The 23,094-nt window shown below is 43.6% G+C and carries 34 protein-coding genes; 7 read left to right on the forward strand and 27 right to left on the reverse strand.

Going from position 1 to position 23,094, the window contains the following annotated elements; all coding sequences use genetic code 11:
* Positions 1-23 precede the first annotated feature (23 nt).
* Together KHS38_RS11785 and KHS38_RS11790 are read left to right on the forward strand one after the other, a co-directional pair.
* Positions 24-1,145, forward strand: a complete 1,122-nt coding sequence (locus KHS38_RS11785) for a DUF262 domain-containing protein (protein WP_213488745.1) — start codon at positions 24-26, stop codon at positions 1,143-1,145.
* Positions 1,142-1,960, forward strand: coding sequence for a HEPN domain-containing protein (locus KHS38_RS11790; RefSeq protein ID WP_213488746.1), 819 nt, complete (start codon positions 1,142-1,144; stop codon positions 1,958-1,960). The genes KHS38_RS11785 and KHS38_RS11790 overlap by 4 nt, the downstream gene beginning before the upstream one ends.
* A 190-nt stretch (positions 1,961-2,150) precedes the next feature.
* On the opposite strand, the gene KHS38_RS22360 is transcribed toward KHS38_RS11790, so the two are convergent.
* From KHS38_RS22360 to KHS38_RS11835, 10 genes are all read right to left on the reverse strand, one after another.
* The gene (locus KHS38_RS22360; protein ID WP_283770000.1) at positions 2,151-2,285 is read right to left on the reverse strand and encodes a hypothetical protein; all 135 of its coding nucleotides are present in this window, start codon (positions 2,283-2,285) and stop codon (positions 2,151-2,153) included.
* 71 nt (positions 2,286-2,356) lie between these two features.
* On the reverse strand, positions 2,357-2,791 hold the full coding sequence (locus KHS38_RS11795) for a hypothetical protein (protein ID WP_213488747.1): 435 nt from the start codon (positions 2,789-2,791) through the stop codon (positions 2,357-2,359).
* 460 nt (positions 2,792-3,251) lie between these two features.
* Entirely contained in the window at positions 3,252-4,772 is a 1,521-nt protein-coding gene (locus KHS38_RS11800) for a hypothetical protein (RefSeq protein ID WP_213488748.1), read from the reverse strand.
* Positions 4,759-5,343 (reverse strand): hypothetical protein, encoded by a 585-nt coding sequence (locus KHS38_RS11805; RefSeq protein ID WP_213488749.1) that lies wholly within the window; start codon positions 5,341-5,343, stop codon positions 4,759-4,761. The genes KHS38_RS11800 and KHS38_RS11805 overlap by 14 nt, the downstream gene beginning before the upstream one ends.
* The gene (locus KHS38_RS11810) at positions 5,340-5,624 is read right to left on the reverse strand and encodes a hypothetical protein (protein ID WP_213488750.1); all 285 of its coding nucleotides are present in this window, start codon (positions 5,622-5,624) and stop codon (positions 5,340-5,342) included. The genes KHS38_RS11805 and KHS38_RS11810 overlap by 4 nt, the downstream gene beginning before the upstream one ends.
* A complete protein-coding gene (locus KHS38_RS11815; protein WP_213488751.1) occupies positions 5,611-6,204 on the reverse strand; it encodes a phospholipase D-like domain-containing protein in 594 nt (197 codons plus the stop codon). The genes KHS38_RS11810 and KHS38_RS11815 overlap by 14 nt, the downstream gene beginning before the upstream one ends.
* On the reverse strand, positions 6,201-6,386 hold the full coding sequence (locus KHS38_RS11820; protein ID WP_213488752.1) for a hypothetical protein: 186 nt from the start codon (positions 6,384-6,386) through the stop codon (positions 6,201-6,203). The genes KHS38_RS11815 and KHS38_RS11820 overlap by 4 nt, the downstream gene beginning before the upstream one ends.
* Positions 6,379-7,089, reverse strand: a complete 711-nt coding sequence (locus tag KHS38_RS11825) for a hypothetical protein (RefSeq protein ID WP_213488753.1) — start codon at positions 7,087-7,089, stop codon at positions 6,379-6,381. Before KHS38_RS11825 ends, KHS38_RS11820 begins: the two co-directional genes overlap by 8 nt.
* A 40-nt stretch (positions 7,090-7,129) precedes the next feature.
* A complete protein-coding gene (locus KHS38_RS11830) occupies positions 7,130-7,384 on the reverse strand; it encodes a hypothetical protein (RefSeq protein ID WP_213488754.1) in 255 nt (84 codons plus the stop codon).
* Positions 7,385-7,559: 175 nt separating this feature from the next.
* Positions 7,560-9,125: a P-loop NTPase fold protein gene (locus KHS38_RS11835; RefSeq protein WP_213488755.1), complete on the reverse strand. Its 1,566-nt coding sequence runs from the start codon at positions 9,123-9,125 to the stop codon at positions 7,560-7,562.
* Positions 9,126-9,493: 368 nt separating this feature from the next.
* On the opposite strand from KHS38_RS11835, the gene KHS38_RS11840 reads away from it, so the two are divergent.
* Positions 9,494-10,480 carry a hypothetical protein gene (locus tag KHS38_RS11840; protein WP_213488756.1) on the forward strand — a complete coding sequence of 329 codons (987 nt, stop codon included), beginning with the start codon at positions 9,494-9,496 and terminating at the stop codon, positions 10,478-10,480.
* Between the two features lie 43 nt (positions 10,481-10,523).
* On the opposite strand, the gene KHS38_RS11845 is transcribed toward KHS38_RS11840, so the two are convergent.
* From KHS38_RS11845 to KHS38_RS11880, 8 genes are all read right to left on the reverse strand, one after another.
* Positions 10,524-10,733: a hypothetical protein gene (locus KHS38_RS11845; protein ID WP_213488757.1), complete on the reverse strand. Its 210-nt coding sequence runs from the start codon at positions 10,731-10,733 to the stop codon at positions 10,524-10,526.
* Between the two features lie 27 nt (positions 10,734-10,760).
* Positions 10,761-11,528, reverse strand: a complete 768-nt coding sequence (locus tag KHS38_RS11850; protein WP_213488758.1) for a hypothetical protein — start codon at positions 11,526-11,528, stop codon at positions 10,761-10,763.
* Positions 11,529-11,590: 62 nt separating this feature from the next.
* The gene (locus KHS38_RS11855) at positions 11,591-12,010 is read right to left on the reverse strand and encodes a hypothetical protein (RefSeq protein ID WP_213488759.1); all 420 of its coding nucleotides are present in this window, start codon (positions 12,008-12,010) and stop codon (positions 11,591-11,593) included.
* Between the two features lie 77 nt (positions 12,011-12,087).
* Positions 12,088-13,059, reverse strand: a complete 972-nt coding sequence (locus tag KHS38_RS11860; protein WP_213488760.1) for a hypothetical protein — start codon at positions 13,057-13,059, stop codon at positions 12,088-12,090.
* A gap of 2 nt (positions 13,060-13,061) precedes the next feature.
* Entirely contained in the window at positions 13,062-14,384 is a 1,323-nt protein-coding gene (locus KHS38_RS11865) for a S49 family peptidase (RefSeq protein ID WP_213488761.1), read from the reverse strand.
* Between the two features lie 46 nt (positions 14,385-14,430).
* Positions 14,431-14,910 (reverse strand): hypothetical protein, encoded by a 480-nt coding sequence (locus tag KHS38_RS11870; RefSeq protein WP_213488762.1) that lies wholly within the window; start codon positions 14,908-14,910, stop codon positions 14,431-14,433.
* 155 nt (positions 14,911-15,065) lie between these two features.
* Positions 15,066-15,527: a hypothetical protein gene (locus KHS38_RS11875; RefSeq protein ID WP_213488763.1), complete on the reverse strand. Its 462-nt coding sequence runs from the start codon at positions 15,525-15,527 to the stop codon at positions 15,066-15,068.
* An 89-nt stretch (positions 15,528-15,616) separates the two neighbouring features.
* Entirely contained in the window at positions 15,617-15,916 is a 300-nt protein-coding gene (locus KHS38_RS11880; protein ID WP_213488764.1) for a hypothetical protein, read from the reverse strand.
* A gap of 608 nt (positions 15,917-16,524) precedes the next feature.
* On the opposite strand from KHS38_RS11880, the gene KHS38_RS11885 reads away from it, so the two are divergent.
* From KHS38_RS11885 to KHS38_RS11900, 4 genes are read left to right on the forward strand one after another with little or no spacing between them, the layout of a single operon-like run.
* Complete coding sequence (locus KHS38_RS11885) at positions 16,525-16,773, forward strand: hypothetical protein (protein ID WP_213488765.1); 249 nt, start codon at positions 16,525-16,527, stop codon at positions 16,771-16,773.
* 2 nt (positions 16,774-16,775) lie between these two features.
* Complete coding sequence (locus KHS38_RS11890; protein ID WP_213488766.1) at positions 16,776-17,501, forward strand: SOS response-associated peptidase; 726 nt, start codon at positions 16,776-16,778, stop codon at positions 17,499-17,501.
* Positions 17,502-17,556: 55 nt separating this feature from the next.
* Positions 17,557-17,703, forward strand: coding sequence for a hypothetical protein (locus KHS38_RS11895; protein WP_213488767.1), 147 nt, complete (start codon positions 17,557-17,559; stop codon positions 17,701-17,703).
* A gap of 6 nt (positions 17,704-17,709) precedes the next feature.
* On the forward strand, positions 17,710-18,114 hold the full coding sequence (locus KHS38_RS11900) for a hypothetical protein (RefSeq protein ID WP_213488768.1): 405 nt from the start codon (positions 17,710-17,712) through the stop codon (positions 18,112-18,114).
* A gap of 48 nt (positions 18,115-18,162) precedes the next feature.
* Here KHS38_RS11900 and KHS38_RS11905 read toward each other — a convergent pair whose 3' ends face one another.
* The 9 genes from KHS38_RS11905 to KHS38_RS11945 form a co-directional block, all read right to left on the reverse strand.
* The gene (locus tag KHS38_RS11905; RefSeq protein ID WP_213488769.1) at positions 18,163-18,657 is read right to left on the reverse strand and encodes a J domain-containing protein; all 495 of its coding nucleotides are present in this window, start codon (positions 18,655-18,657) and stop codon (positions 18,163-18,165) included.
* A 104-nt stretch (positions 18,658-18,761) separates the two neighbouring features.
* Positions 18,762-19,013 (reverse strand): hypothetical protein, encoded by a 252-nt coding sequence (locus KHS38_RS11910; protein WP_213488770.1) that lies wholly within the window; start codon positions 19,011-19,013, stop codon positions 18,762-18,764.
* Positions 19,010-19,423 (reverse strand): hypothetical protein, encoded by a 414-nt coding sequence (locus KHS38_RS11915; protein ID WP_213488771.1) that lies wholly within the window; start codon positions 19,421-19,423, stop codon positions 19,010-19,012. Before KHS38_RS11915 ends, KHS38_RS11910 begins: the two co-directional genes overlap by 4 nt.
* A complete protein-coding gene (locus tag KHS38_RS11920) occupies positions 19,420-19,656 on the reverse strand; it encodes a hypothetical protein (protein ID WP_213488772.1) in 237 nt (78 codons plus the stop codon). Before KHS38_RS11920 ends, KHS38_RS11915 begins: the two co-directional genes overlap by 4 nt.
* Positions 19,649-19,993 carry a hypothetical protein gene (locus KHS38_RS11925; protein WP_213488773.1) on the reverse strand — a complete coding sequence of 115 codons (345 nt, stop codon included), beginning with the start codon at positions 19,991-19,993 and terminating at the stop codon, positions 19,649-19,651. The genes KHS38_RS11920 and KHS38_RS11925 overlap by 8 nt, the downstream gene beginning before the upstream one ends.
* Positions 19,990-20,172, reverse strand: a complete 183-nt coding sequence (locus tag KHS38_RS11930; RefSeq protein ID WP_213488774.1) for a hypothetical protein — start codon at positions 20,170-20,172, stop codon at positions 19,990-19,992. Before KHS38_RS11930 ends, KHS38_RS11925 begins: the two co-directional genes overlap by 4 nt.
* Before the next feature lie 34 nt (positions 20,173-20,206).
* Positions 20,207-20,446 (reverse strand): hypothetical protein, encoded by a 240-nt coding sequence (locus KHS38_RS11935; protein WP_213488775.1) that lies wholly within the window; start codon positions 20,444-20,446, stop codon positions 20,207-20,209.
* Position 20,447: 1 nt separating this feature from the next.
* Positions 20,448-20,729, reverse strand: a complete 282-nt coding sequence (locus KHS38_RS11940; RefSeq protein ID WP_213488776.1) for a hypothetical protein — start codon at positions 20,727-20,729, stop codon at positions 20,448-20,450.
* A 7-nt stretch (positions 20,730-20,736) separates the two neighbouring features.
* The gene (locus KHS38_RS11945) at positions 20,737-23,073 is read right to left on the reverse strand and encodes a primase-helicase family protein (protein WP_213488777.1); all 2,337 of its coding nucleotides are present in this window, start codon (positions 23,071-23,073) and stop codon (positions 20,737-20,739) included.
* Positions 23,074-23,094: the final 21 nt, after the last annotated feature.

Here is a 23,094-nt window from a genome sequence, read left to right on the forward strand (position 1 = left end):
TAAAAGCAATAATTATAGTACATATGAGTAGTTTAAAATATAATCTCACTTCGCTACAAGAAAAAGCGAAGGAAAGAACAGTCAAAACTCAAAGTATTGAGTATGATCTTGAAACATTGGTCAAAAAGATTGAAAAAAATATAATAAAGCTTGATCCTGAATATCAAAGAAGGCATCGGTGGGATGATAAGACCTCTTCTAGACTAATTGAAAGTTTAATATTAAATATACCAATACCTACGATATATATATCGCAAGATATCGATGTCGATGCAGAAACACATGATGAGGAATACAGGTATTCAGTTATTGACGGACAGCAAAGGCTGACTTCAATTTACAACTTCTTAAAGGACAAATATCCTTTAGCAGGTTTAGACACACTGGAGGAGTTGAATGGTTGTTTTCATCGAGATCTTCCACCGTTTTTAATTAGAAGACTCGAAGAAAGAACAGTCAAGTGCTTGCGTATTGACTCAACTTTGGATGCGCAGGTAAAAATTGACATTTTCGAACGCTTGAATTCAGGATCTATCAAGTTAGAAGCGCAAGAGTTAAGAAACGCTGTTTACGGTGGAAAATTCAATACTTTATGTAAGAAGTTGAGTACCAATTCTAATTATCGGACATTATTACAAATCGATAACGATCTTCCTGAAAAAAGTAATAGGGTAAGAAAGATGGAGGATGTAGAGATAGTGTTGAGGTTCTTTAGTTTGATTGATGGCAAGTATGCGAATTATAAGAAAACAAAGGATAAAGGCTTTATAGACTTTCTTTCAGATACCATGGAAGCCTATGAAGATGTAGGCTCCTTGCAATTGGAAATAATGGAATTTGAGTTCAATCAATCGATGGCAATAATACTAAGAGACTTTGGTCCTAATGCGTTTGCGAAATATAAACTCCTAGAAACTGGTGATTTGAAATTGCAATCGACATTTAATGTTGCAGTATTTGATTCACTCGCAATCAGTTGCCACGATTTGATATTTCATGAAAATATTGATCACTTTTATGACAAAGCTTTAGCTTTTCAAGATCTTTTCAGAAATGCAGATTTTTATGAATCAATATCCGGCAGTTACCTTGATACCAGTAAACTCAAGTATAGGATTGAACAAGCAAAAGTAGTATTGCAATGACCCAATCTTACCTAAACCTTCGGTTTGAGCAAATAGATAAACGATTCAACGAAATCCAAGTATTATTAGATTTTGCAGTAAAAAGTCGCCATGATTCTGATCTGTATCAAGCTCTATGCCGGTCAGCTCATGTTCTTCTTGTAAGTCACTTTGAAGGTCTTTATAAGGAGATAGTTAAAGATGTGATTGACGATATTAATCGAAATATAAACTTTCATCAAGTAAAAAGAAATATTTTTAATACACATTGTAACTACTTTTTGAATGGGACGGAGTTAAACCTTAACAGCAAAGAGGCAAATAATATTAGAATAAAATTATACGAAGCATTCAAGGACTATCCGTCAAAACTTAAAGCTGAACCTTTTCTATGGGTTGATAATAAAAACCCTGCTCCTAACATAATCGAAACTTTATTGGGTAAATTCGGTACAAAAAACTTTTTTAAATCTCTAGAGGGCTCTGACTTAGATTTAGTTTTTGAAAATCAAAAAACGATGATAAGGAGGCTTCGGGACAGATTAAAAAACTATGTAAATCGTGGGACTTATAGTTACCCTTATACCGTAGATACTAGTTTCTATCATCCGACAGATAAGATAACCGACAAAAAAAGTAATACACTTTGGGAAGATTTCCTAAATAATTTTTTACTTGAACGTCATAATATTATTCATGGAAATACTTTAAGCAATCCAAACGATAATGAATCACTTCAAAAGTCAAAGATAAAAATGGAGATATTAATCTATGCCTTTATTATCAACCTTTGTTCTTCAGCTAGTCCTATGTTCTTTTTAGCAGAGGCCCAGTAGTGTTGAGCCGTTTTTCTTTTGTTACTTTTCTTTCGGGCGCTTGACGAAAAAGAAAAGTAAAGCGGCCATGCGAAGGCCACTCACTTGATTAAGCGGTGGCTGCGCTGGTGCGTTTTCAGGGGTTTTGTTTAATCCCTAAACCATTCTCAAAAGCACCCCTTCAAAATTCAGTATAAAGGGATATTATTAACTATTGTATGCTATCGGTGAAATCAGCTAATTCACGTTTAAACTTCTTTGGGTCGCTGGCTGATAATTGCTCGGCATAACCTTCCCAAAATATTTGATTGGTGAGTTCTATAAATAGGGTTATAATTGCGTCCATTTTGTAATGATTGGAATAAGTTTCATTCATGCAAGCCCGGCAAGGTGGCAGCCTTAACCGGGCTTTTTTACTTAAAGGTTGATTACAATTTCTGCTTCTACCTCCGTGATTTTTGCAAGCGTCTTTTCCTTTAAGAAATCAACAATCTCCGCTATTAACACGGGGTTTTTCGTTGCAAACTCTTTTCGGTTCTCGTCTTTGATAGTCAGGATGCACCCGGTAAAGTAATTACTATTAGTATCTTCTAAATCATCTTCGCGCTCATAATTAATAACGAAGTTGTCCAACTTTAAAAGAGTGTTGGCTAATAGGTTTCGCTTCTCTTTCTTGCGATGCAGTTCCTCAACAATTTTAATTGTCTCGTCCAGATTCAAAGCTGGCTTTACATCAATCTTTTTTTTCTTAGGTGTTTCAAGTGCCTTAACTACTGCCTGCACAGGTTTAGATTCTTGCTTAGCGCCTTCATTGCCTTGCAATGAGCTGTTTTCGTTGTTTTGGAAATCCATTTTGTAACTGTTTTTGTTTCTTTCAATACTTAAAAATAATAAAAACGTTGTATATATACAACGTTTTTAGATGTTTATATGCACTTTTTTTTAATAAAATATGTTCCAAAAAATAACCGTGCAAACTTTGGAACGCTTTGGAAAACAGCAGTTTAATGCATAATCGTTTTTCAAAATGTTCCAAATATGTCTCTTGAGACCCCGCCGTGCCCTGTCAAAAAAGGGCATTTGCCGTTTTTCGGGGCGCCGGAATATGACAGCGACGGGGCCGGAGGGGGCGCCTGACGAGGCAAAGCCGACGCAGGCAAGGCGATCTCCGCGCGGAGGGGTTGGGCGATAGGTATAGAGCAGGGTCGCTTATAGGGGCTTAAAACGCTTCTAATGGGTTGCAGGTGTGCCCCTCATGCTAAGGTGGTGCCCTTGCAAATGAAAATGCCCCTTCGTGAAAAGAGGCAATTGCTTATTTGGATTTGAGTAAATGGCTGGGTAGCCAGAGGCCGGAGCTGGAGAGATTGTGTGCGTATTTGAAGTAAGCCAGCATGTCACCGGCATCGGAGAAGTGGGTGGTGTAGCGCTGATCGAGGTGCGGGTTCTTCTCGTCCGTCTTCACCTTTTCGATACCCTTCAGGCCATCCTTAGCGGCGGCGTTGTTGATGGATTCGATCAGGTACTTCGCATTGTTCTTGTTCCATGCAAAGTGTGGCAGCGATGGATCATTGTTACGCAGTGCGATGTTCCAAAAGTTGTACTTATCCACGTGCGTTGGTGCTGCACCATAGTACTCCTCATACACCGTCCATCCCCGCTTATCCAGTGTCTCCACCACGATCTCGGCATAAGTCTTCGGGGTACGGCCATCACGGCCAACAGCGGTCTGATCATACCAGTAGGTAACCGTCTTATCCACGTGGAATTCATAGTAATCACACCACTGATTAACCAGGTCTTCCGTAAGCTTTGGGCTTTCGACCGAAAAGGCAGAAATAAATCTGAAGATGTTCATTGTTTCCTGCCCGGTCACGATACAATTGAACTTACCGTAGTCCAGCGCGATGTCCAGTGGTGCATTCGGGTACCAGTCTTTATCCTGCCTGCAATCGAGGTTATTGAAGGTGTTGACGTTGTAGGTACCGTCATTATCCAACAGGCCTGCCAGGTAATCATTGTTGTAGGCCGTATAGGTATGCATCTGTTCGTTGAACAGCGGATAGAAACCACCACCCAAAGCTTTAGGCCGTATGTTGTTGATCTCGATATCGTACTCATACTTGGTCATGATCCGCTTCTGGTCCTCGAACCAGCCTGCCGGCAGATTAGCCTTGTTTATATGGGAGCTGGCACGGACGTAGAACACTTTCTCCGGGCTGACCTGCGCTTCTTCCTGGTACTTGTACATGAACTTGCCCAGCTGTGTGCGCGGGATGGATGAGGTGTAGGTTTGGTTCCGGTACCGGCGACATTTTTCAAACCGATGCTTCTGGCCTCGGATGGTGGCCAGCGTTTCCGCCTGGAACTGTACCGGGTCGAGCAGGGCAAACTCATCGGCAATACCGGAGCAGGTGTTCAAACCGCGGGAGTTGGTATCCTGGCTCAATAGCAGGTAAACGGAGCCATTGTAAAAGGGAATAGCCCGGCCATAATCCAGCGGCGGCTCGAAAGCTTCTTTCCATCTCAGCTTCTTATCCGGCTTGCAGCACACCTTGTAATGGATGTCTTTTTCGTACCCCAACGTGCGCAGGGATTCGATAGTTGACGGCAGGGTACGGGTTAATATTTGTTGGAAGGTGGCACCTTGTAAGAAGTTGGTAGACTGTGGCATATCATGCACCACATCTACAATCTCATCAGCCAAAACGGTAGACTTTCCAACACCACGGCCTCCCTCTACAACTTTAACAGGTTGCTTCGCAGTCCGTACTAGGTACTGCATCAGGTTTCGGGTAATTTTCTTTCTTGGCAGGCTGGCTCTATTCTTCATCATGTACTATTTGTGCGTCTTCAGCCATTGCGTTCATGAGGTTGCCGGTGATCGCATCCAGATCAATATTGCCATGCGCGGCCAGCTGCTTCACCGCATTTTGAGCCGTATCATCCAGGTTCATTTCGATGATGTGCTGTTCAATCATCTCGGCATTGAACGGCTGCTCTACGTCCTTACCGGCAATAGCATGCAGCTCTTTGGCTGCTTTGGTCATGCTGTCCGGATTGTTCTGGCGCCAGGCCATGCCGATGGCATCTTTCAGTACCTCGGAGCAGTAATGCGTAATAGCCTCGGCTTTAGTTTTGGAAATGAAGCCGAATACATCCTGCGCGTCATTTACGTAGCGCCTGGCTGTAGATTTGCTGATCGGCTCCTCCAGTTCAACGGAAAGTTTAACCAGGATCTTAATTACGTCAGGCGTGGAGTTGTAGGAGCGGATAAGATCATACGCCCGCATGTAGTATTTCAGCAGTGATTTCTGCTTTGTTGTAAGCGCGTCCATATCCTCATCTTCCGTGCGTAGATAAGCGATGATCGCGTCTTTGTTGGTGTCTTTTTCAATCAGGTTCATGATTTGGAATCATTTAAAAAGGTTTGTTCCGCCAGCTTAGCTTCAATGGCCTGTGCCGGTGAGGAGAGCTGATCGGATAGGGAAGTGATGTTGCGGTGGTACTGGGCCTTGCGCCTGATGCGCCCCTTTAAGAATGCAATGCCGGCTTCATGATCATCATCGCCTAATACCGTAGGATCGGACAGGCCAATCACCAGGGCAATTTCTCTTTTGGACATATACAGGTAGGCGAAATTCTCAATCTCGGCCAGCTGCTCAGCCGACAGGTTAGGCTGCTCCATTGGTTACCTCCTTTATCCAGCGCTGGTTAGCCAGGGCAATGTTTTTATCCCAGATGATCACGCCCACCTCTTTACGCGGGTTCTTGGTGTAGTTGGCCGACCCGATCAGCGTAATGTGGTGGCTCCCGTTGGTAATGACGGTTGCCTTGGCATGGCAATGGGCAAACTTGAGATTGGTAAACGTAGCCGCTGCACGGTGATATATTGCCGGCTTTTTATTGCGCAGGCCCACGTCAATTACCGCATGCAGCTCGGTAATGAGTCCGGAGGCCTGCCACGACAAAAACTTAGTTATCGCAATTTCACTGATTGCCCAGGTGGTGAAGCAGACCTCGGCAGGCCCGGTGAGTTGCAGGATATACTCAAGTAAATAATAGTTGCTCCATGCCCCATCGGTTTTAAAGCAGACGGACTGGCCGGGCTGCAGCTCGCCAATGGTGGCGCGGATCGCCTCCAGATCAGGGCCTCTCTCAAATACCGGCTCAGTAGAAAAGGCAATTGCCTCTGCTTCCTTTTTCGGTTGCAGCTGCTCGGCCTTTTGCGGTGTGATTAGATCGGCTGTGGAAAATAAAGCCTTCACGGTTTACCCCCTTTCCGAAAGATGGTCATTTCGTTGGTAGCCGGGTCAATGTAGACGATTTGTTCTTCAGCTATCGGGACTTGCATGTATTCCCGTTCATAATCGAGCTGGCTTTTCATTCGCTTATAATCATTGAACCAGCTTGCCGGTATTTTAACCGGGCGTGAATTTCGCTTAGACATGGGCTAACCTTTCTTTTACTAATTTGAGTTTGATGGTGTTTTCCTGGAGGCGCATGAAAGTCTTATCGTACTTCGTGGTACCGGATTTAAGCGCGGTCAGCTTTTTTTTATCCTTGGTGATGTAGGTAGGCAGGTTCTTATTGAGTGCAATCAGTTCCGTGACCGATAGATCGCTTACTTGCTTTTCTTGCTCTTCCTTGATGTCATCCTTAATCTTACCGGTAACGTGATACTCTTTGATCTCCTTCCAGTTCTCGTTGATCTGTGACCGGTCATCGAGCTGAGCTAGGGCAAGCTCCAACCGAGCGGCAGGCGTGGGGGCGCTGCGCACCTGCAGGTACAAAAAGTCGGCACGGGTTTTTAGACGGCTGTTTTGGGTGTACAGTTGCTTTATGGGTTCGGGTGATCTGGAAAATTCGGAATCAGCCAGGGCATGGCGCTGAGGAGGTACCGGTATGGTTTCCAGTGCCGGGATAAATACGGCTGCTGCTCTGGCCTCCGGTTGTTCAACCGGTTCAGGCTGCAGCTTATGGTTAAGCTGTTCGAGCGCCTCGGTGAGGCGGTTGAGGTGATATTCAGAATCACCGTGCTGGAGTACGGTTTTAAGTAGGGGATTGTCCCCATGTTGGTTGTAGAGCGCCAGGCCAATTGTATAATTTTTGACCGGGGCGGCTAACCATTGGGTAATAGTTGCAATTGCCATAGGTCAAAAATGACGCATGGCAATTGCTAGAAAAACGACACTAAATTTGCCGTTCCTGAATGCACCAAATGATGCACTGATGTGTAACAGAATCTATCCATTCGTATTTGAGGTAAGTTAATACCTGGTACACATCTTCAGTCGTGTATTTGTCGGATGCATATAGTGATTGTAGGCGCGTAAATATCTGTGCGGTTGTATAAAGTAGCTCCGTTTCAGTGCTTACCGGCTTTTGGTAGAATTTCTCGAAAATGTTTATCAGTTTGATTTGCTCCGGGGTGAGTGACTCTTCCATTGTATAATTAAGCAAGGGATTGCTCACATCACAGTTTTACCCGCGCTGGTTGGCAGTATTCAATATATTTCCGCCAGCCCCTTGCCATGAGTTGAGTCATAGCTGAGCCAGCGCGGGTAAGGTAAAAAAGGATGTGAGCGATGCGAAGGTCCTAAAAGTTTTTGGAATTCAAAAACTATTCAATCAAATGTTCCTCCGGGAAAGGAGAGGCAGATTCTCTTAAATAATTAAGACGTTTGCATCGAAGATACCCAATATAGAAAATCTCAAAAGGATTCACTCTGGTCTTTTTGTAAGGTGGTGCGCCACCATAGGCATCTTCGAAGTGAAACTTCAAAATTTCACTGTTCATTTTTGGTCGGTCAATGAAATATTTGAGTTCGAGGCTCCGTCCATTAAGCGATTCATATGGAAAATTCTGTTGCTCTAAGGTGACGCCTCGGGTGTCTGAAATTCGAGATTCTTCTACGACGAAAGGTAGAGAGATTGACAAAATATACCTTTCAGTAAATTCTTCTTGTCCTCTAGATTGGTAATAGTCGATAGTTCTCCGATGGTCAAATCTTTCTTGAATGACTTTTAAAGCACTCTCTAAAAGAATCAGGCTGCCGAATAGCTGTTTTAATAAGTATATTAAGACCAGAAATTCATAGTCACCAGCATGATGGAGTTTTCGTTCCGCAACTGTGAATGTGTAGTTCGGTAAACCATAAAACAAGAGATGGTTAAAGCTTCGGACTTTTATGAGGCCAAGATCAATTAAATTAACAATAAAAAATTCAAAAGCTAGATAAAATTCAGACCTTGATGCAAGCGCATATTCTTTATGATATGGCCTTGGCATACCTCTGTACTTTTCTTTCACAAAACCGTATAGGAGGTTCTGAAGAAACAATTTGTTATCAAAGTGATAGATCTCTGTTGAGTAAAATTTATCTATATAGCCTGAAAATTCAACGTTTTGTCCATAGCGATTATGGAAAATGTTATGTATATTATTGATGTCGCATACAAAAACAACCTTATCTAAGCCAAATTTATTTTGGCTATAGTCGTTATTGTAGTGCGAGGAGAAAATGTTAAAAAGACGGAAGAGATGCTCAGGATCTAGTCTATCTAAATCATCCACCACGAGTACAAATTGCTTAGTTGGATGTTGCTCTTTTAATTCAGCGACAAATTTATTTATTAAGATTGTGAACTCATCACGTTCATAGATAGATCCTTGGTTGTTTTGAAACGATTTTAGATACTCTTTGAACTTGGATGCGTCTGTATCGTTGATTTCCTTCTTAAACTTTAAAAAGTCATCACCGGTTGCTTCGAGTGTTTCAAAAAAGTCTACTAGATTTTCTCCGTTTGGTACTATTGCTTTTAAGGCGGCCTTAGCAATTCTAAGGTAGTCCAACTTCGATGTTGCAAAACTTTTTATGACCCATAATGCTGAGAAATCATTCCTCCGCAAATCAAGCTCATTGCCCCATTGCTCCAAAATTTGTGTTATAATATCGAATTTGATTAGCTCGAATATGTCTTCATTTGTGGCGACTGAATAATTTACTGGATTCAATTTAAGTACCAGAAAGGTGTTAGATTGGTGGTTAAAAAATTCGTCAAGGAAAGTTGACTTTCCACTGCCAAAAGGGGCCGAAAATAGAATGCGATTATTTAAAGGATTCTTAAGGTGGTTGTAGAAGCTAATTATGATTGAATTATTATCAATCCATGGACTATTTTCCATATATAAATTGTGTGCTTAGGAAGTTAGATATAATTTATCGAATAGGATGGCTTTAGGAAGAAGCATGCTGTTTGCGTTTATTTTTTACAAACGCCACAAGTACCGCCATTCTTGGTGCAGTTCTTACAGTATTTACAATTTTTACAGGCTTTGCAGCTTTTAGTACCGCTACAGGTAGCAAACATGAGCTTACTAGCTGGCCGCTCCGGGCCATGCGAAATAAAGGTGGTAGCAGCCAAGGCCACCATTGCGATAAGGGCTTTCATTATAAGTTGAATTGTTTTGGAGATGAAAGATAGAAAGTATTTTTCTTAGAACAAAAGGCCAAGTTTGTTATACTGAATGGTCTAATATCATTATTTTTAAGCATGAATAGAATACTGAATTTTATTAAAGATCATACTTCGCTCTTGCTGGCAATATTTTCTGCTTACGTATATATCGGTACGTATGAGTATGAAGCCGCTTATCTAAAGACGCTCGATGTGCCAACGGAATTTATAAAGATTGATTTGAACACGGTCATTACAGATAGTTCAAGAACGTTGGGTGTTTTGGTGATTTCAATTTTTCTATTCAAATATATTCGAATTGCGCTTAGAAGGTGGACGAAAATATCTCCAGTAACCAATTATCTTACTTATTTGATTGCAGCTTTTTGGGTAGTTGCAGCGCTGTCGTACACAACCTTTCCAGTACCCAACTTTATTGCAAGAATAATTACCTACGCAGTTATTGTGCTCACGATAGTTATCTTGATCGTTTTAATTGTTGTAAAAAAGAAAAGCAAAAGGCTGAATATCCGAACAATTGAAAACAACAATATTAAAGACGATGGTCAAGTTGTGGAAGAATTAGGCTCTGGGGGACTTGAAAACCAACAAACAGGTGAACGTGACAAAAATGTACAAGCAGAAGCCCCAAAAGACACTAATTCACGTCTCACAATAGACGATTATTTATTCCTTGGATTCGTATTTATTTTACCTGTTGTATTTTGCATTGTATTAGGTGATGGAGAAGCTGCAAAAAAGACGACCTTTCCAGTTTTTAAAGATTCTGTGAAATATGCTTTAATAAGGGTTTATGGAGATTTTATGATCTGTAAGAGAGTCGATACCGTGAACCATACGTTAGATTCGACACTAGCCATTTATAAATTCTCGTTAACAAAACCCGTAATCTTGAAGGAGGAAAAGCTTGAATATTTTGAGAATAAATTCAAGATCGAAAACATAATTAAAAAGGTTGACACAGCAAAAGTGAAACGCAAAGTGCTTCCGAAACCCAAAACTCGTGTCGATTCTGTTAAACAAAAATCCCCGGCCTTGCGCCAGGGATTTATTTCAACTTAAACCTTATCACAAGTTTTTTAGAATTATACAGCTAAGATACGAATTATGCTGCGGTTGTCTTGCTTTTAATGGGGGCAGGTTTAGCCACCAAGTAAGGGGTCTTTTTAGCAATCTTGCCGGCAGTCTTGAGATCAACCTTGCTCAGGTCAACCACGCCGATACCCGGCAGATCATAGGTGCCAACGCTCAGTATCTTCAGGTCATATTTATCAGCAACCGCTTTAGGCAGTTGCTGATCGGGTGTGTTAGCCATGTTAAACAGTTAAGGTAAAACCATCAGTTAAGCACCAGCCGCTGGCGGCGGCTCTACCGGTATAGCACCCAAATAAGTTGGTGATGGAATGCTGCCATAAGCTTTGAACCCGTGCTTCTGGCTGTTACCGTCTGCTACTTTCTCGCCGTTTTGGATCTCGTGCATTTCAACATAAGCCGGGCATTCTTTGTTGCCAATTACCTTAAGCGTACCTTTCAGTTCACGAGCAATGATGATTACAGGTTTGTTGCCAATGTAAACGATGTGCCCTTTCAAGTCGTCTTCATTATCCGGATTGGAAAAGGTAGCGCCTTGCTCGTATCCTGCCGAGCCGATCGGGCCGACACGGGTTGACTTAACCTGACCACCTTCCAATAAACAAGGGAAAGTGTGAAAGAATTTTCCGGGCTGCATCACGAATAGATCGTCAGCTGCAATGGTAACGAGATCGGCAAAGCTTTCGGCAGTAAGAAAGTCCGGATTCAAACCTGCAGGCCAAGTTTTGATATCTTCAACAAACGCGTAGTAATGCTCCTGTGCGAGGCCGCCTAAGTTTTTTGGGTTAGCGTTCCGCTTGATATTCTTTGCCGAAAGCGCCATGAAGAAAAGGCCTTGTGGCAAGTTATCACTTGCATAGCCAGAGATAAATACAACGAACATCACCAGGGCGGTTACGGCGTTGGTAGTGATCTGCGAAAGCGCCATTACGTTTAAGCATATGTTGCCGACGAATGCACCCGCAAATAGTGCCAGTGCTACACTGGCCAGAAAAAATAGAATGCTTTGAAATTTCATGTGAGTGTTAATCAATGCTTTTAAAAACTCGGTTAGTTATTTAATTAGGGGATAGGGGTCATTTACTTTTTCGGTATCAGGAAGCCAACACCGGCTTTGACCAGCTCGGCCTGCAGCGGTTTGTCTTTTAACAGCTCCGCTACGGTGATTTCTTTGGATTCAACTTCACCTTTGCGGCGATAGATGAACTTTTGACCGATCACCGCATATTCTTTTTTATCAACGGTGATAGTCGGCTCGGCTTTATCAGCAATGGTTTTTGCCTTGCTCAGTTCAATGCTTAGGTTTCCTATTTCTTCCTGGGAGGATGTCATCAGGTCATCGAACTTTGTTTTTAAAACCGAATTTTCGGCTTGTAAGGCGACTTTGTCGCTGCTAAGGTTAGTTACCTGGTTCTTTAAGGTAGCGTTGGTCGTAGTAAGCGCCTGTTTCTCTTGCTCCAGTCGCGCTATTTTTTGTTCTAAAGTTTCTTCAGTTGCCATTTTTTGATATTAGAAATGTCCCGGTCTCCCGGGACGATTGATATTTATGAATTGTAGATTGTTGTGAAGGATTACGATTAAACTAAGTCCTGATCGTTATGCCATACCCAGCCAAGGTACCAGAAGCCGATACCTACCCACCAGTCGCTAAGCAGCTTAACACCACGATCAAACTTTTGCATATCAAACGTTTGCTGGTTAGCACCCCATTTCTCAGGCGCAGCGGTGTTGGCCTTGAATGTGGCGTACATCATGTTGCTGCCGGCCATTGAAGCAACGCCATTGATGGCAATGTTTTCAGCATCCAATACGGTCAACAGGGATGATACCTGGGCATAGTTGACGTTGTATTTCAAACGCATACCTTCCTTGAAGCGTGCACGCAACGTTTTATTCATGGTCAAGCCGTCCATCCGGAAGCGATACAGCTCAGGAATTTGCTTTATGAAGTCTTCCACGTACTCCACAAATTCAACCGGATCAACTGGAGGCGTACCCATTGTGATCATGTTGGTCTTGCCGGCAGTATGGCCATCACGTAATTTTTTACGGACACCGTTAATCGAGGTACCTTCCAGGTTAGGCGTACCTTCTATTATCGGACCTTTAACACCCTTGAAGATTTCGGAAATTTCGAGATCTTGTTTGTACTGCTTCACGATCAGCTCTTCGATCATGTAACGCACGATGCCCCACTGGGTACGGTCAACCGGCCCCATGCCGGCCAAAAAGCCCAGGAAGGTTGGCATGATATCATCGGGTTCGATGTATTCGTCAATTTTCACGCGGTCGAGAGCGATTGACTCCAGTTCGAACTTCACATCACCAATTGGCGTGAAGCTTTTCTGGAAAGCTTGTAACACACGCTTGATGCTTGCGGTTGCTTTGTAAACTATCGTATCCTCTGTAGGCCACGGTGTAAATAGGCTGCGGGTTTCTTCCGGCTGGAAGATAGCAGTTTGCAGGTTCTGCTGGCCGATGCCGCCCTGACGGTATTGGGCGCCGAACTCAGCAATAATTTGGTCAATATTTATTTTAGGATATGCCATTTTTATCGTCCTCCGAAAAATGAATTAATGAATTGGTTATGCGCAAAGCCGGCAATGGTAGCCTGCTCTTTCTCCGCCTCGGTCTTTTCAACCTTTGGATCGGCAGGAGGTACCACCGGCGCTGCCGCTGCCGGCGCTTCAGCGACCTTAGCTTTTAAAGCAGTATTTTCTGCTGTCAATGTGCCGATGGTGCTGTTAGCTGTAGCAAGGTCAGTTGTTAATTTAGCGTTAGCCTGTGTAGCTTCGGCTGCATCGGTTACAACTGATTCCGGATGCACGCCAAATGCCGTGATGCCTGCCTCTGTCAGCTCTGCGTTAACAGCTGCTAACTCATCCTGGCTCGCTGCAGTCTTGCCAGCCAGGGCAAATAGTTTTGGAAATTTCATGTTTATATTTAAATCAGGGTTATGTGCGGAAAATGATGAAGAAGATGATTTGCGTTTGCTGTCGGCGCCATCAGCCATTTCCTCCAGTCGCGCAAAGGCTGCGCTGTAGGAGAGAATACCGTCAATGAGGCCTATCTCTTGCGCCCAGCTGGCCGAACCGTCCTGCCCTTTGTTCCATGCGGACGGTTTTCCCTGGAGCCGGTCGCCACGGTAGTCGGTTACTTTTTGGATAAATGTTTGGGCAACAGCGCTCAGGCTCTCATCAAGCAAGTCGTAATTGCCTTTCATAGCATCACGATAAGTTTTATTTTTCTCGGTGCTTTCCGGTGCGTAACGGTCAATGACTTTGATGCCCATTGCTTTCAGGCGCTCGGAGTGATCCTGAATGGTTTGATATACACCAATACCACCGATCGTATTCAGCTCATGTGAAGCATATACCTCGTCAGCTGCCAAGCCGGTCCAAACACCACCGCTGCACATCAGGCCGTCATTTACAAAAGCCAATGAGGGTTTACCGAAATCATTTATGGCGTCGGCCAGGGAAGAGGTACCGGATACCTGACCACCAGGGCAATCCATTTCGATAAAAAGACCGCGAATGTTGTCATTCGCTTTCGCCTCCTGAACAAGTTGCGTTAGCTCGTATGATCCGGAGCTACAATAGCCATATTTCATTAGCGGGCCGATCAGATCGATCTTAGCAAAACTGCCCTTGGGCGCTTTTTCGAAACCGGAAAAATAAGAAGGAGCGAAGAGCGTACCGGCAGTGATCACACTGACACGGTAATCGGGGGATGGCTTTGGAGCCTGCCCGAAATTGACAGATTTTCCTTCCAGTACATTCGCCCAGATGGAAATATTGTCCTTTGCCCACTGTGCATCAAGCAACCAGGCGTTACGAAGAATGGCGGATATTAAGTGAAACTCACTATTCATTTGCTGCAATGATACAGCAGCGCATTAGCCCCGGAAACGACAGAAATCAGGCCTTGTACAGCGGTGCGCGCTGTTTTCCGCGACCTGTAAATGTGAAAGTGTAGCCAATGGCATCACCTGGTTCGATACCGGAGTTGAAAACAGCAGTGAAAGTGAGCGGAGCATTGTAGCCAATAAGCCGGCGACGGCCAGCATGATCTTTTGCTATCACCAGGTGCCGAATGTGATCAGCTTCCATCTCGGCAAACAGCGCAGCCGCTGCCGGATCATCGCCAGGGTAGAAGCCGGTGACCTTCCAATTGTAGATGGTACCGTTATCATCCGTTGCGCCTTCTTCGTCGAAACTTAGCTTCCTGATAACCGAAAGGCCGTTTAAAAAGCGGTCAGCGCTCCGGAGCTTTACCAACTGGGTGATGGTGCCCTGGCTAACCGGTGGCAGCGTCTGGATATATTGTGAGGGAATAAAAGCAAAGCTAACCAGGCCGGGCAGGTAAGCGCGTTCAATGGATGGAAAGTCGGTAATCATGTTGTAAAGCTGAGATGAGGCGCGAAAGTTTAAAATGAAAATGGGCGTATTAGCCCGTAAAAATGGGGCTGAAAAATTTCCGACCGAAAAGTCAAAAGTTTTTTTAAAATCAGGCTAAAAAGTTTCCGACTGAAAAGTCAGAACTTTTTTTTAAATCATGCTGATAGCGCCATTTTTACCCGCTTGCGGTAACGCTCGTACTTCTTCTCCATACATTTTAAGGTAAACAAGTCTTCATGCAGTCCATAGTTTTCGCGGAAGGCAAAGTAATGATCCTGAATTTTGCCGCCAACCATAGTGCTGCACACATCCATCCAGTTGCAAAAATCTTCATCCAGGGTATAAAGCACCAAATTGTTGAAGTCGATAACTTTCTTTGGGTGGATGTGCAGGCCCTGGCGCCCCCATATCCTTTCAGTAATCTGCAAACGGAGCGTTTCAGAATACTTTTCATGAAATTCTACCTTGCCAACCACTGGTCGAAGTAACGTAAGTGAGTTAAATAAGAAGATACCGTATTTATTGTTACGATAAAGCTCAAACGGCTCCACCGGATATTTATGACGTAAATAGGCTTTGACCACCGGCAGGACAGGTATCTTAATCTCCAGAATCATAATCAATTAGGGGTGTATAAAATTACTTATTTCCCCGAAGATAGACAACTGGTACCGAGCGCTATACGACAGAACTTCTTAACAGGTGGTTAAACACTTAACGGTAAATTTTTGCGCGGATCCATTAACGAGAATGTCATGTCGATGCATTGCCTGTATGCAGCGTACCATTGCAGAGCCTCGGTGATCGATTCCAGTTGGTACCCATCACTATACTGTGTTTCAAATGCAAACGATGCATTTTCGCTCTTACCGTAGAAATCCATCTTTCCCGGAGTTGGCTGATAGTCTTCTGAAGCCAAGTCATAAACCCGAATCCGGATGCCCAGGGCTGGGCTTGCGATTAGCGTTTCAGTTTCGTGGTGTACCAGGTAAAAAGCAGCTGACATATTTACAAAGATAGCGCTAAAACGCCGACAAGTAAATAACGATGGTAGTCCGCAGGTAGTATTTTGTGTTGTCGTTTCTCTGGAGGCATCACGTGCTTAAATTGTATCAAATTCAAAAACTGAAATAAAAGTCATTTTAACTGTTACAACTGTTACAGTGTTACATGTCTATGTAACCTATTGATTGTTAGCTTTTTGAGTTTGTAACGTTGTTGTAACAGCTGTAACACTTTGTAACACATTGTAACGTTTAAAATCCTGTTGTTACAAATTGTTACACTTTTTTGTTTTCTTCTATTCTCCTCACTTTCAGGTTTATTATTTTTTCTACATAAAGAAAAGTTATAGTGTTGTAACAGTTGTAACGCTTTTTTAGGGAAATTTAAAAAATGTATTTTTACAGAATATAATTTTGTTGCTCGCTCAAAAAATTTTCGAAGTACCCCTCTCTCTCGTAAAAATGTGAAAAAGCGGATTTTGCGGTGGTGGGAAGAAGATAAAGGTATTCAGCTGATGTGATCAGCTGAATTGTGTGCGTTGTTCCTATGCTTCGCAAAGTCACGAACGCGCATGGGTAATACAGGTTCATTAATTATTGAAGCTTAAATATGGAGTCAAGAAAAAAGTTTAATGGCGAGTGGGATGATCTTTCATTCGAGTACCCGCTTTACTACGAGGGCAATATGGTAAGCTGCCGGATTGAACCTGGTGAAAGCGGCTATGGCGTAAAGTTTGATGGCCGGTTAGTTGCAGAATTGGCTATGAACGAATCTAACGAGTGGGAACAAAATTCCGGTACCCTGGATGAAGATACAGTTTACAGCATCGGCTTAAAAATTAATGATCACTTCGAATAGCTATGTGTTACCATTACTCACAGACCCGCAGCAAGCAAGCGCTAAAAGAGCGTTTTAAAGCTGAACTGGAAGAAGGAACTAAAATTGAGCCGGTATACCATAATAACGGCTTTCAGCACCGCGCCATGCCGGTGATCACGGCTGATGAGCCGAAAACCATACAGCTCTACCGGTGGGGATTAATCCCGCACTTCATGAAAACGCGTGAGGATGCTATCAAGATAAGTAACCTAACGTTGAATGCTATTGGTGAAGAGATACACCAGAAGCCATCTTATAAGCAATACATTACCAAAAAGCGTTGCCTGGTGCTAGCAGATGGGTTGTATGAATGGATGCACGCGGGTAAAGAAACGTATCCGCACTTCGTTTACCTGAAGGAGCGTAAGCCGTTCGCCTTTGCCGGCATTTACTCGCACTGGAAGGATGAGCAAACGGGTGAGGTGATCAAAACCTATTCGATCATCACTACGGCGGCCAATAAGCTGATGTCAAAGATTCACAACACGAAACAGCGCATGCCGGTGATCCTCCGCCCGGAGCTGGAAAGAAAGTGGCTAGATCAAACGCTACTTAAAGAAGAGATTAACGACCTGATGCTGCCCTATGATGACGAGTTAATGGAAGCGCATACGATCACCAAAGCATTCTCAAGCAAAAAGGCTATTACCGATGTGCCGGATATTCAGTGTGTTGTAGAGTACCCAGAGTTGGCACTATGGGGATAATATTAGTACTTGACATTGCTAATAAATTTAGTATATCTTTGTTAAAAACAAAGATATGGACAGCAAAGAAATAATGTTTGACGAATTAGATGAAACTAACTGTATGCCGGGCACTCTTCTACTTCTTAATGGTAAAGTAGACGTTGATGAAGCCAAACGGATTGACCAGGAGCATAAGCTACGGGAAAACAAAATAAACTAATCATTCGTGGTTACGTTTATCAATAGCGTTTATGCCCTTGGCGATAAGCGCTTTCCTGTAACACTAAATTCCAACGAATTTGGCGGTGGGGGCTATGCAATTGCTTGCATGGGCAAAAAACTCGGTTCATTAGTTCCGACCACAGCTTTTGGTTGGCGTTATATAGGCGAACATCTAACACTTGATGATATTCAAATTTTGCTGGATATCATCTTCGAGGCTAATAATTGGCCTGAAAGCGGTTTAGACTTTAGGGACAATATCGTGATTCACCGGGAACTTAGACGAAGGATGCTTAACCATCCATCTTATTATTTGCAGGCCATTGAATTAACTACAGATTACTTCTACAAATATGGCAATTCTCATCAGGACGATCCGATGTACAACCCATTTCAAAAACCATTTTGAGTTTAAGTCAATGGCCATGAACAATCAAAGCCGGCTTTACGCCGGCTCTTAATTCAATTTACTTTTGATAGCTTCGTCATAAGCAGCTTTAATCCTCTGAAATTTCTCCTTATTGCCTAATGGCCGCATGTCCGGGTGATATAACTTGGCAAGCGCATGAAACGCTTTTGTTATTGTCTCCAGGCTTGCATCGGGGCTCACTTCAAGTGTTCTCCACCAAGTTTCAACCGGTGCCGGAGTGTGATCTCCAGAGCCAATCAATTTAAAACGCTCAAAAGCGCTGTTGATTGCGTCCGCAATGCCGTAGCGTTCGGGACGGCGGATCCCCTCAATAGTCAGCTCAATCGCGCGTAAATTGTCTTCAATTTTTGGATAGCTATCGCATGCAATCACCCTTTGCTTATTGTTCCAGATGAAATATACCGCCACACCGTGATCCTTATTTACTGGGCGCAGCGTAGCATATAACTGGCCATCCAGCCGTACAGGTATATTCGTAGAAATAACTGGCCGGGTACCGCCGAGCAATTTGATCTCGTTCATTACAGCCTTACGAACCAGGTCAAGAGAAGCTACTTTAAAAGGGGATCTTTTATGTGATCTCGTCCGGGCGTACCCAACTGGCCATTGTAGTGGAAATGCCTCAATCATGCTACTGCCGCCTCCTGCTCAGCTGCTTTTTTTTCTATTTCAAGTGTTTCCAGATCGCGTGGGGATTCCAGTCCGATCGCATACGCTGTAGCAAAATCTTTGCGTTTAATTGCACCATAATAGTCAACCAGGTACTGCGCACGCTCGACCGTAAGCGTAGTTTTAACAAACACTTCCGGAAAGATCATTGGGCAGATTTTGGCAAATTCGTGCGCCAAGGCAGTACGCTGGGTTAAATCTGTATTCATACGAAAGCCGCCTCCAGCCGGATATTTACTTCGTTAACGTTAATAATGTTGTGACTTAGCATTAGGACGATGACTCCGGCACGAGCTGCAGCTTCTGAGTGAGCCGCAACTTCTATACTTCCCGCGGGTGTATTGTATGAGTAGCACACCCAAATCTCGTGGGGTTCATTTCCAGCGACAGCTTTCGTCATAAACCTACCGGTGTAAAAGGCGAGTGGTAGCATGATGCCAAGCTCAGTAGCAGTGTAAGCTATCGCTCTACCTTCAGTGATTGGCGTAATTTTAGGATGCCACTGATAGGGTTTATCTTGGTCGTTCTCATAGAACCAGGTACCGATCTGAAGACAGCCCAACGCTTTCAACTGTGCAGCTTCCACAGGGCCGGCCAATTGCTTTTTAATTAGCGTCATGCAGCTGCTGCCTCCTGATCAGCCGACTCGTGAACTTCAAATGCTTTATAAGTTGCAAGCTGGCCGCTTGATCTAACGGCCAGTTTTAATTTGTGAACCGAGATAAGCCGTTTAGCTTCAGCTATACCGGTGTCAAGGTTTGATACGCGGTATTCTATTTTACCGGTAAAAATTTTGTATTTATCCTCCTGGAACAGGCGGACGAATTTTTGCAGGTCTGTTTGGTTATTCACTTGGAAAAGTTTGTGTCTCCAGGCCATCAAAGTCGATGGGCCTTTGACCGGTTTCTAAAAAATCTATTTGTTGCTGATAGAAGCTGAATGCCTCCTTGATCTTTTGCCAGTACTTTTTTCTCAGTATCCAGCTTAGGGCTGCGCAGCTTGGGCCATAGCCATCAACGAAAATATTTGGTTGGTCGATAATCAGATCGGGGGTGGTTACCACAAGCCAGTACTGGTGATCTTCGTAGGTGAAAGTTATTTTGGCCAGGAAACGGCTGACACCTTCCACTTCGGTAAGGAAAAGGTTTCTTTCCCATTCGTTACCAAATTTTCTAAACTCTATTTTCATGATGCTGGCTGTAATGGGTGTTGCTCTACATCAGACGGGTGGTACACTTCGCTTTTCTTTTCTCCATCCAATTTAACATGGATGTAATAGACGTACTCCATTCCGCTGACGGAGCTAACTTGAAAGAATGTGATCTTACCTGGCTTGCCTAATGCTAAAACCTCAGCTCCGTATCGCATCCAGTCTTCTTTTTTTCTCATTGGACACATAGAATTATTTGCGTAACATTCTTTGCATTCCATCAAAAGACTCTCGCGCCTTTAAGGCATCGAAGGCATCGAAGTCTTTCTGACAGGATTCTCCTTCCGGAAAACTGACCTTCGTTTCCATGGTAATTCCATTTCTGAAGGTTCTCACACAAATCTGGTCTCTGTCTTCCTGAGCATCATAGTCCATAATAACCAGGAGCTGACCCGTTTCGAATTCAAATAATTTTGCAAATTGATTTTCCATTTTATGTAGATTGATTAGTTTCGGATTTGAGTTTGATCATTTCACCAGCTTCAATATGTCGGACGAATGTTTCCCAGGTTGTTATCTCCGGGTCTTGTGTAAATCGTTCCAGCACATGCAGGAGCGTTGGTATTGGCGGCTCTTTGCAGGCCTCATCCGCAAACTCGTGCACGATGCGGACGATTACAAAAATGCGCTGGCCGCTTTTACTTCGCCACCAGCTGTACTCGGTGATGTAAGGCACGTAGTTGATGGGTGTCAGGGGTTTGTTTTCTGCGGCCATAACGCGGTTAGTTAAATTTGATATTGTCTTCGTCGTCTATTAGCTTACCGGTCTTCCGCATTTCCAGAACCTGGTCGTAGTCCATATAATCGCCCAGTTCATTGCGGATCTCGTCTTCGCTCAGGAAGTCTTCAATTCGGAATTCGTAGCACCTGCCAACTTTATCATCCGTGCGCGTATTTTTATTGCCGTACGGATCGTTAGGGAATTGGTAGCGGCCCATACGTGGGGTAAGGCCCAGCTTTGCCTGGAGCTGCTCTTTAATATCACCCTTTCTAAACCGAACGCCGGAACTTGGCCCGTTCAGTAAATCATAAATTTCTTTAAGGCTATAGTAAAGGGTATGGTACCGGTAATCGAAGAAGTGCTCTTTTAAAGCCTCGTTCAGTTCCTGGACAAACCAACCTTTTGATTTTTCCTTGATCTTGCGAAGGGCATCGGTCTCCAGCAGGTCTTTATGAAACCAGAAGCGGCCGCTCTCCGGGTGAACGATCTTTCTGTTCTGCAGGTAATGCAAAAAGTAGGGGAGTTCTTCGATCATTTTCTCCAGTAAGTGCGGATCTTCTTTCTTGTATACAGGCACCTTCACTACCCAAAAGCGAATCTCTTCTTTATCGATCACGATAAAGTTTTCTTCATCGTTAGAGGTCAGAATGAACCAGCCAAAGAAGCTTACATCCTGACGCCCGGCATACATGCCCCTCAGCTTGATCTTGTCATTAGTAGACTGAGACTTAATTTTCTCCAGTACGATCTTTTTATCAATAAAGCCCTCATCAATGCCGATGATAGCTTTGGATGCCCAGTCATCATTGTACTGGTCATTGATCTCCTGGTTGCCAATTACCGTTGCGTTTTCGCCAAATATTTCACGCATCAACCATAAGAAAGTTGATTTACCGGTATTACGCTCGCGGTTAACCAGGCAAAGGATTGGTAGCTTTTGCGTTGGTCTGAGGTATTTAAGTTGTATACAGTCCAAACCAAGGTCTAAACTTGTTGTGCTGCCGTCACCGATCGGATGCTCACCGAAAACGTGCGTTAAGTAACTTCTGATTGAGCTCCAGTCACCAGCTTCGGGGTCATGATCCAGCTGGTAGTACATATTGTAGCATTTGTTGATGACCTGCTCGTATTCTTTAGTGTTATTGGGTACGTTGCAGAATGCATCGTACTTCGGAATCTGATCGAAGAAATTTTCGAATCCTTTTTTTACATAGTCCATGGTGATCTCACCCTTACTCCAGGGAATGCGGCGTTTTTCCAGCACACCTTTTGAGTTAGGTACTTTGATCTCTTTAAAGTAATCACAGGCCACGCGGATATACTGCGCGCTGTCCTCGTGCTTAACCATCTCCAAGCCGATGTCTTTGCTGAACTGGAATAAAGCTCCATTGAAATTGAATACCTGCTCTTTGATTGTATCTTCATGCCAGGCATAAAATAATGCCGGCAGGTTTTTATTGTAGGTAAGCAGAAAATAGGACTTAATCTTGTTGACGCTTTCCGTCTTCAGATTGAGTGTTTTAAAATAAACCCTGGAGTCGGCTAGCTTTGCGATATCGGTCAGGATCTTGTCTTCTTGGCCGCGTAATAAGAATAAAAGATCGTCAAGGCCTTTCGCTTCTCGGATATAGGCCTGTTTTACATGGGAGAAGTAAACATCTTTCACTTTTTCTTTCGCCAGCTCTCTGAAGTTTTTCACTGAGCTGTAAAAAGAATTAAGGCGTTTAGCCAGGTCTTTCTGCGGTTCATCAACGATGTTCCAGTTCAATTCGAACAGGTCGCCATCAAGTAACAAAACGAGGTTTTCAACCTTACAAGCCTTGATGAGCGCTTGTATATCGCCATGCAGACCACCTTCCGGATCTTTAAACAAATCTTTACCGCCCAGGCCTACAATGTCAAGTCCGGCGAGAGAGCCGGCGAAAGCTTTAAACTCACCCTCTACAACGTAAAGGGTTTTGATCTCAGCTTTATCCTTGAATTTTTTCAGGATGCTTGGCGGGTGGAAAATATGAACGCCCGAATTAGGCTGCTGGAAATACTTGTGCCTTGGATCATGCTGATTGTCCGGGTGAATACGTATCCGCCAAAAGGCGTTTTCAGAATCAGCAATGGGTTCAGCGCCACCATACAGGCAAGGGTAGTGTATCTTGATGTCGCCGTTCTCAGTTGGCGCAAAGATCGGCTGTTTGTAGCTGGTACCCGGAAACTCAACATCTACCTTGAAAAAGTGATCAGCGGTGTTAGTTATGCCAATCTCGTACATGCGTTTTTCGAAGTACGTTTCCTGGTGTTCTGGATTAATCGTGGTAGTTTGTTTATGTTGACGTGGAGCCATGTAGTATATAGTTAGGAAAGG

This window comes from Mucilaginibacter sp. Bleaf8, from assembly GCF_018390515.1.
Taxonomy (GTDB): Bacteria; Bacteroidota; Bacteroidia; order Sphingobacteriales; family Sphingobacteriaceae; genus Mucilaginibacter.

What these genes read in the sequence shown, in the direction of transcription:
- KHS38_RS11785 (WP_213488745.1), top strand. Translation starts at nt 24, where the DNA reads ATGAGTAGTTTAAAATATAATCTCACTTCGCTACAAGAAAAAGCGAAG.
- KHS38_RS11790 (WP_213488746.1), top strand. Translation starts at nt 1,142, where the DNA reads ATGACCCAATCTTACCTAAACCTTCGGTTTGAGCAAATAGATAAACGA.
- KHS38_RS22360 (WP_283770000.1), bottom strand. Translation starts at nt 2,285, where the DNA reads ATGGACGCAATTATAACCCTATTTATAGAACTCACCAATCAAATATTT.
- KHS38_RS11795 (WP_213488747.1), bottom strand. Translation starts at nt 2,791, where the DNA reads ATGGATTTCCAAAACAACGAAAACAGCTCATTGCAAGGCAATGAAGGC.
- KHS38_RS11800 (WP_213488748.1), bottom strand. Translation starts at nt 4,772, where the DNA reads ATGATGAAGAATAGAGCCAGCCTGCCAAGAAAGAAAATTACCCGAAAC.
- KHS38_RS11805 (WP_213488749.1), bottom strand. Translation starts at nt 5,343, where the DNA reads ATGAACCTGATTGAAAAAGACACCAACAAAGACGCGATCATCGCTTAT.
- KHS38_RS11810 (WP_213488750.1), bottom strand. Translation starts at nt 5,624, where the DNA reads ATGGAGCAGCCTAACCTGTCGGCTGAGCAGCTGGCCGAGATTGAGAAT.
- KHS38_RS11820 (WP_213488752.1), bottom strand. Translation starts at nt 6,386, where the DNA reads ATGTCTAAGCGAAATTCACGCCCGGTTAAAATACCGGCAAGCTGGTTC.
- KHS38_RS11825 (WP_213488753.1), bottom strand. Translation starts at nt 7,089, where the DNA reads ATGGCAATTGCAACTATTACCCAATGGTTAGCCGCCCCGGTCAAAAAT.
- KHS38_RS11830 (WP_213488754.1), bottom strand. Translation starts at nt 7,384, where the DNA reads ATGGAAGAGTCACTCACCCCGGAGCAAATCAAACTGATAAACATTTTC.
- KHS38_RS11835 (WP_213488755.1), bottom strand. Translation starts at nt 9,125, where the DNA reads ATGGAAAATAGTCCATGGATTGATAATAATTCAATCATAATTAGCTTC.
- KHS38_RS11840 (WP_213488756.1), top strand. Translation starts at nt 9,494, where the DNA reads ATGAATAGAATACTGAATTTTATTAAAGATCATACTTCGCTCTTGCTG.
- KHS38_RS11845 (WP_213488757.1), bottom strand. Translation starts at nt 10,733, where the DNA reads ATGGCTAACACACCCGATCAGCAACTGCCTAAAGCGGTTGCTGATAAA.
- KHS38_RS11850 (WP_213488758.1), bottom strand. Translation starts at nt 11,528, where the DNA reads ATGAAATTTCAAAGCATTCTATTTTTTCTGGCCAGTGTAGCACTGGCA.
- KHS38_RS11855 (WP_213488759.1), bottom strand. Translation starts at nt 12,010, where the DNA reads ATGGCAACTGAAGAAACTTTAGAACAAAAAATAGCGCGACTGGAGCAA.
- KHS38_RS11860 (WP_213488760.1), bottom strand. Translation starts at nt 13,059, where the DNA reads ATGGCATATCCTAAAATAAATATTGACCAAATTATTGCTGAGTTCGGC.
- KHS38_RS11865 (WP_213488761.1), bottom strand. Translation starts at nt 14,384, where the DNA reads ATGAATAGTGAGTTTCACTTAATATCCGCCATTCTTCGTAACGCCTGG.
- KHS38_RS11870 (WP_213488762.1), bottom strand. Translation starts at nt 14,910, where the DNA reads ATGATTACCGACTTTCCATCCATTGAACGCGCTTACCTGCCCGGCCTG.
- KHS38_RS11875 (WP_213488763.1), bottom strand. Translation starts at nt 15,527, where the DNA reads ATGATTCTGGAGATTAAGATACCTGTCCTGCCGGTGGTCAAAGCCTAT.
- KHS38_RS11880 (WP_213488764.1), bottom strand. Translation starts at nt 15,916, where the DNA reads ATGTCAGCTGCTTTTTACCTGGTACACCACGAAACTGAAACGCTAATC.
- KHS38_RS11885 (WP_213488765.1), top strand. Translation starts at nt 16,525, where the DNA reads ATGGAGTCAAGAAAAAAGTTTAATGGCGAGTGGGATGATCTTTCATTC.
- KHS38_RS11890 (WP_213488766.1), top strand. Translation starts at nt 16,776, where the DNA reads ATGTGTTACCATTACTCACAGACCCGCAGCAAGCAAGCGCTAAAAGAG.
- KHS38_RS11895 (WP_213488767.1), top strand. Translation starts at nt 17,557, where the DNA reads ATGGACAGCAAAGAAATAATGTTTGACGAATTAGATGAAACTAACTGT.
- KHS38_RS11905 (WP_213488769.1), bottom strand. Translation starts at nt 18,657, where the DNA reads ATGAACGAGATCAAATTGCTCGGCGGTACCCGGCCAGTTATTTCTACG.
- KHS38_RS11910 (WP_213488770.1), bottom strand. Translation starts at nt 19,013, where the DNA reads ATGAATACAGATTTAACCCAGCGTACTGCCTTGGCGCACGAATTTGCC.
- KHS38_RS11915 (WP_213488771.1), bottom strand. Translation starts at nt 19,423, where the DNA reads ATGACGCTAATTAAAAAGCAATTGGCCGGCCCTGTGGAAGCTGCACAG.
- KHS38_RS11925 (WP_213488773.1), bottom strand. Translation starts at nt 19,993, where the DNA reads ATGAAAATAGAGTTTAGAAAATTTGGTAACGAATGGGAAAGAAACCTT.
- KHS38_RS11930 (WP_213488774.1), bottom strand. Translation starts at nt 20,172, where the DNA reads ATGCGATACGGAGCTGAGGTTTTAGCATTAGGCAAGCCAGGTAAGATC.
- KHS38_RS11935 (WP_213488775.1), bottom strand. Translation starts at nt 20,446, where the DNA reads ATGGAAAATCAATTTGCAAAATTATTTGAATTCGAAACGGGTCAGCTC.
- KHS38_RS11940 (WP_213488776.1), bottom strand. Translation starts at nt 20,729, where the DNA reads ATGGCCGCAGAAAACAAACCCCTGACACCCATCAACTACGTGCCTTAC.
- KHS38_RS11945 (WP_213488777.1), bottom strand. Translation starts at nt 23,073, where the DNA reads ATGGCTCCACGTCAACATAAACAAACTACCACGATTAATCCAGAACAC.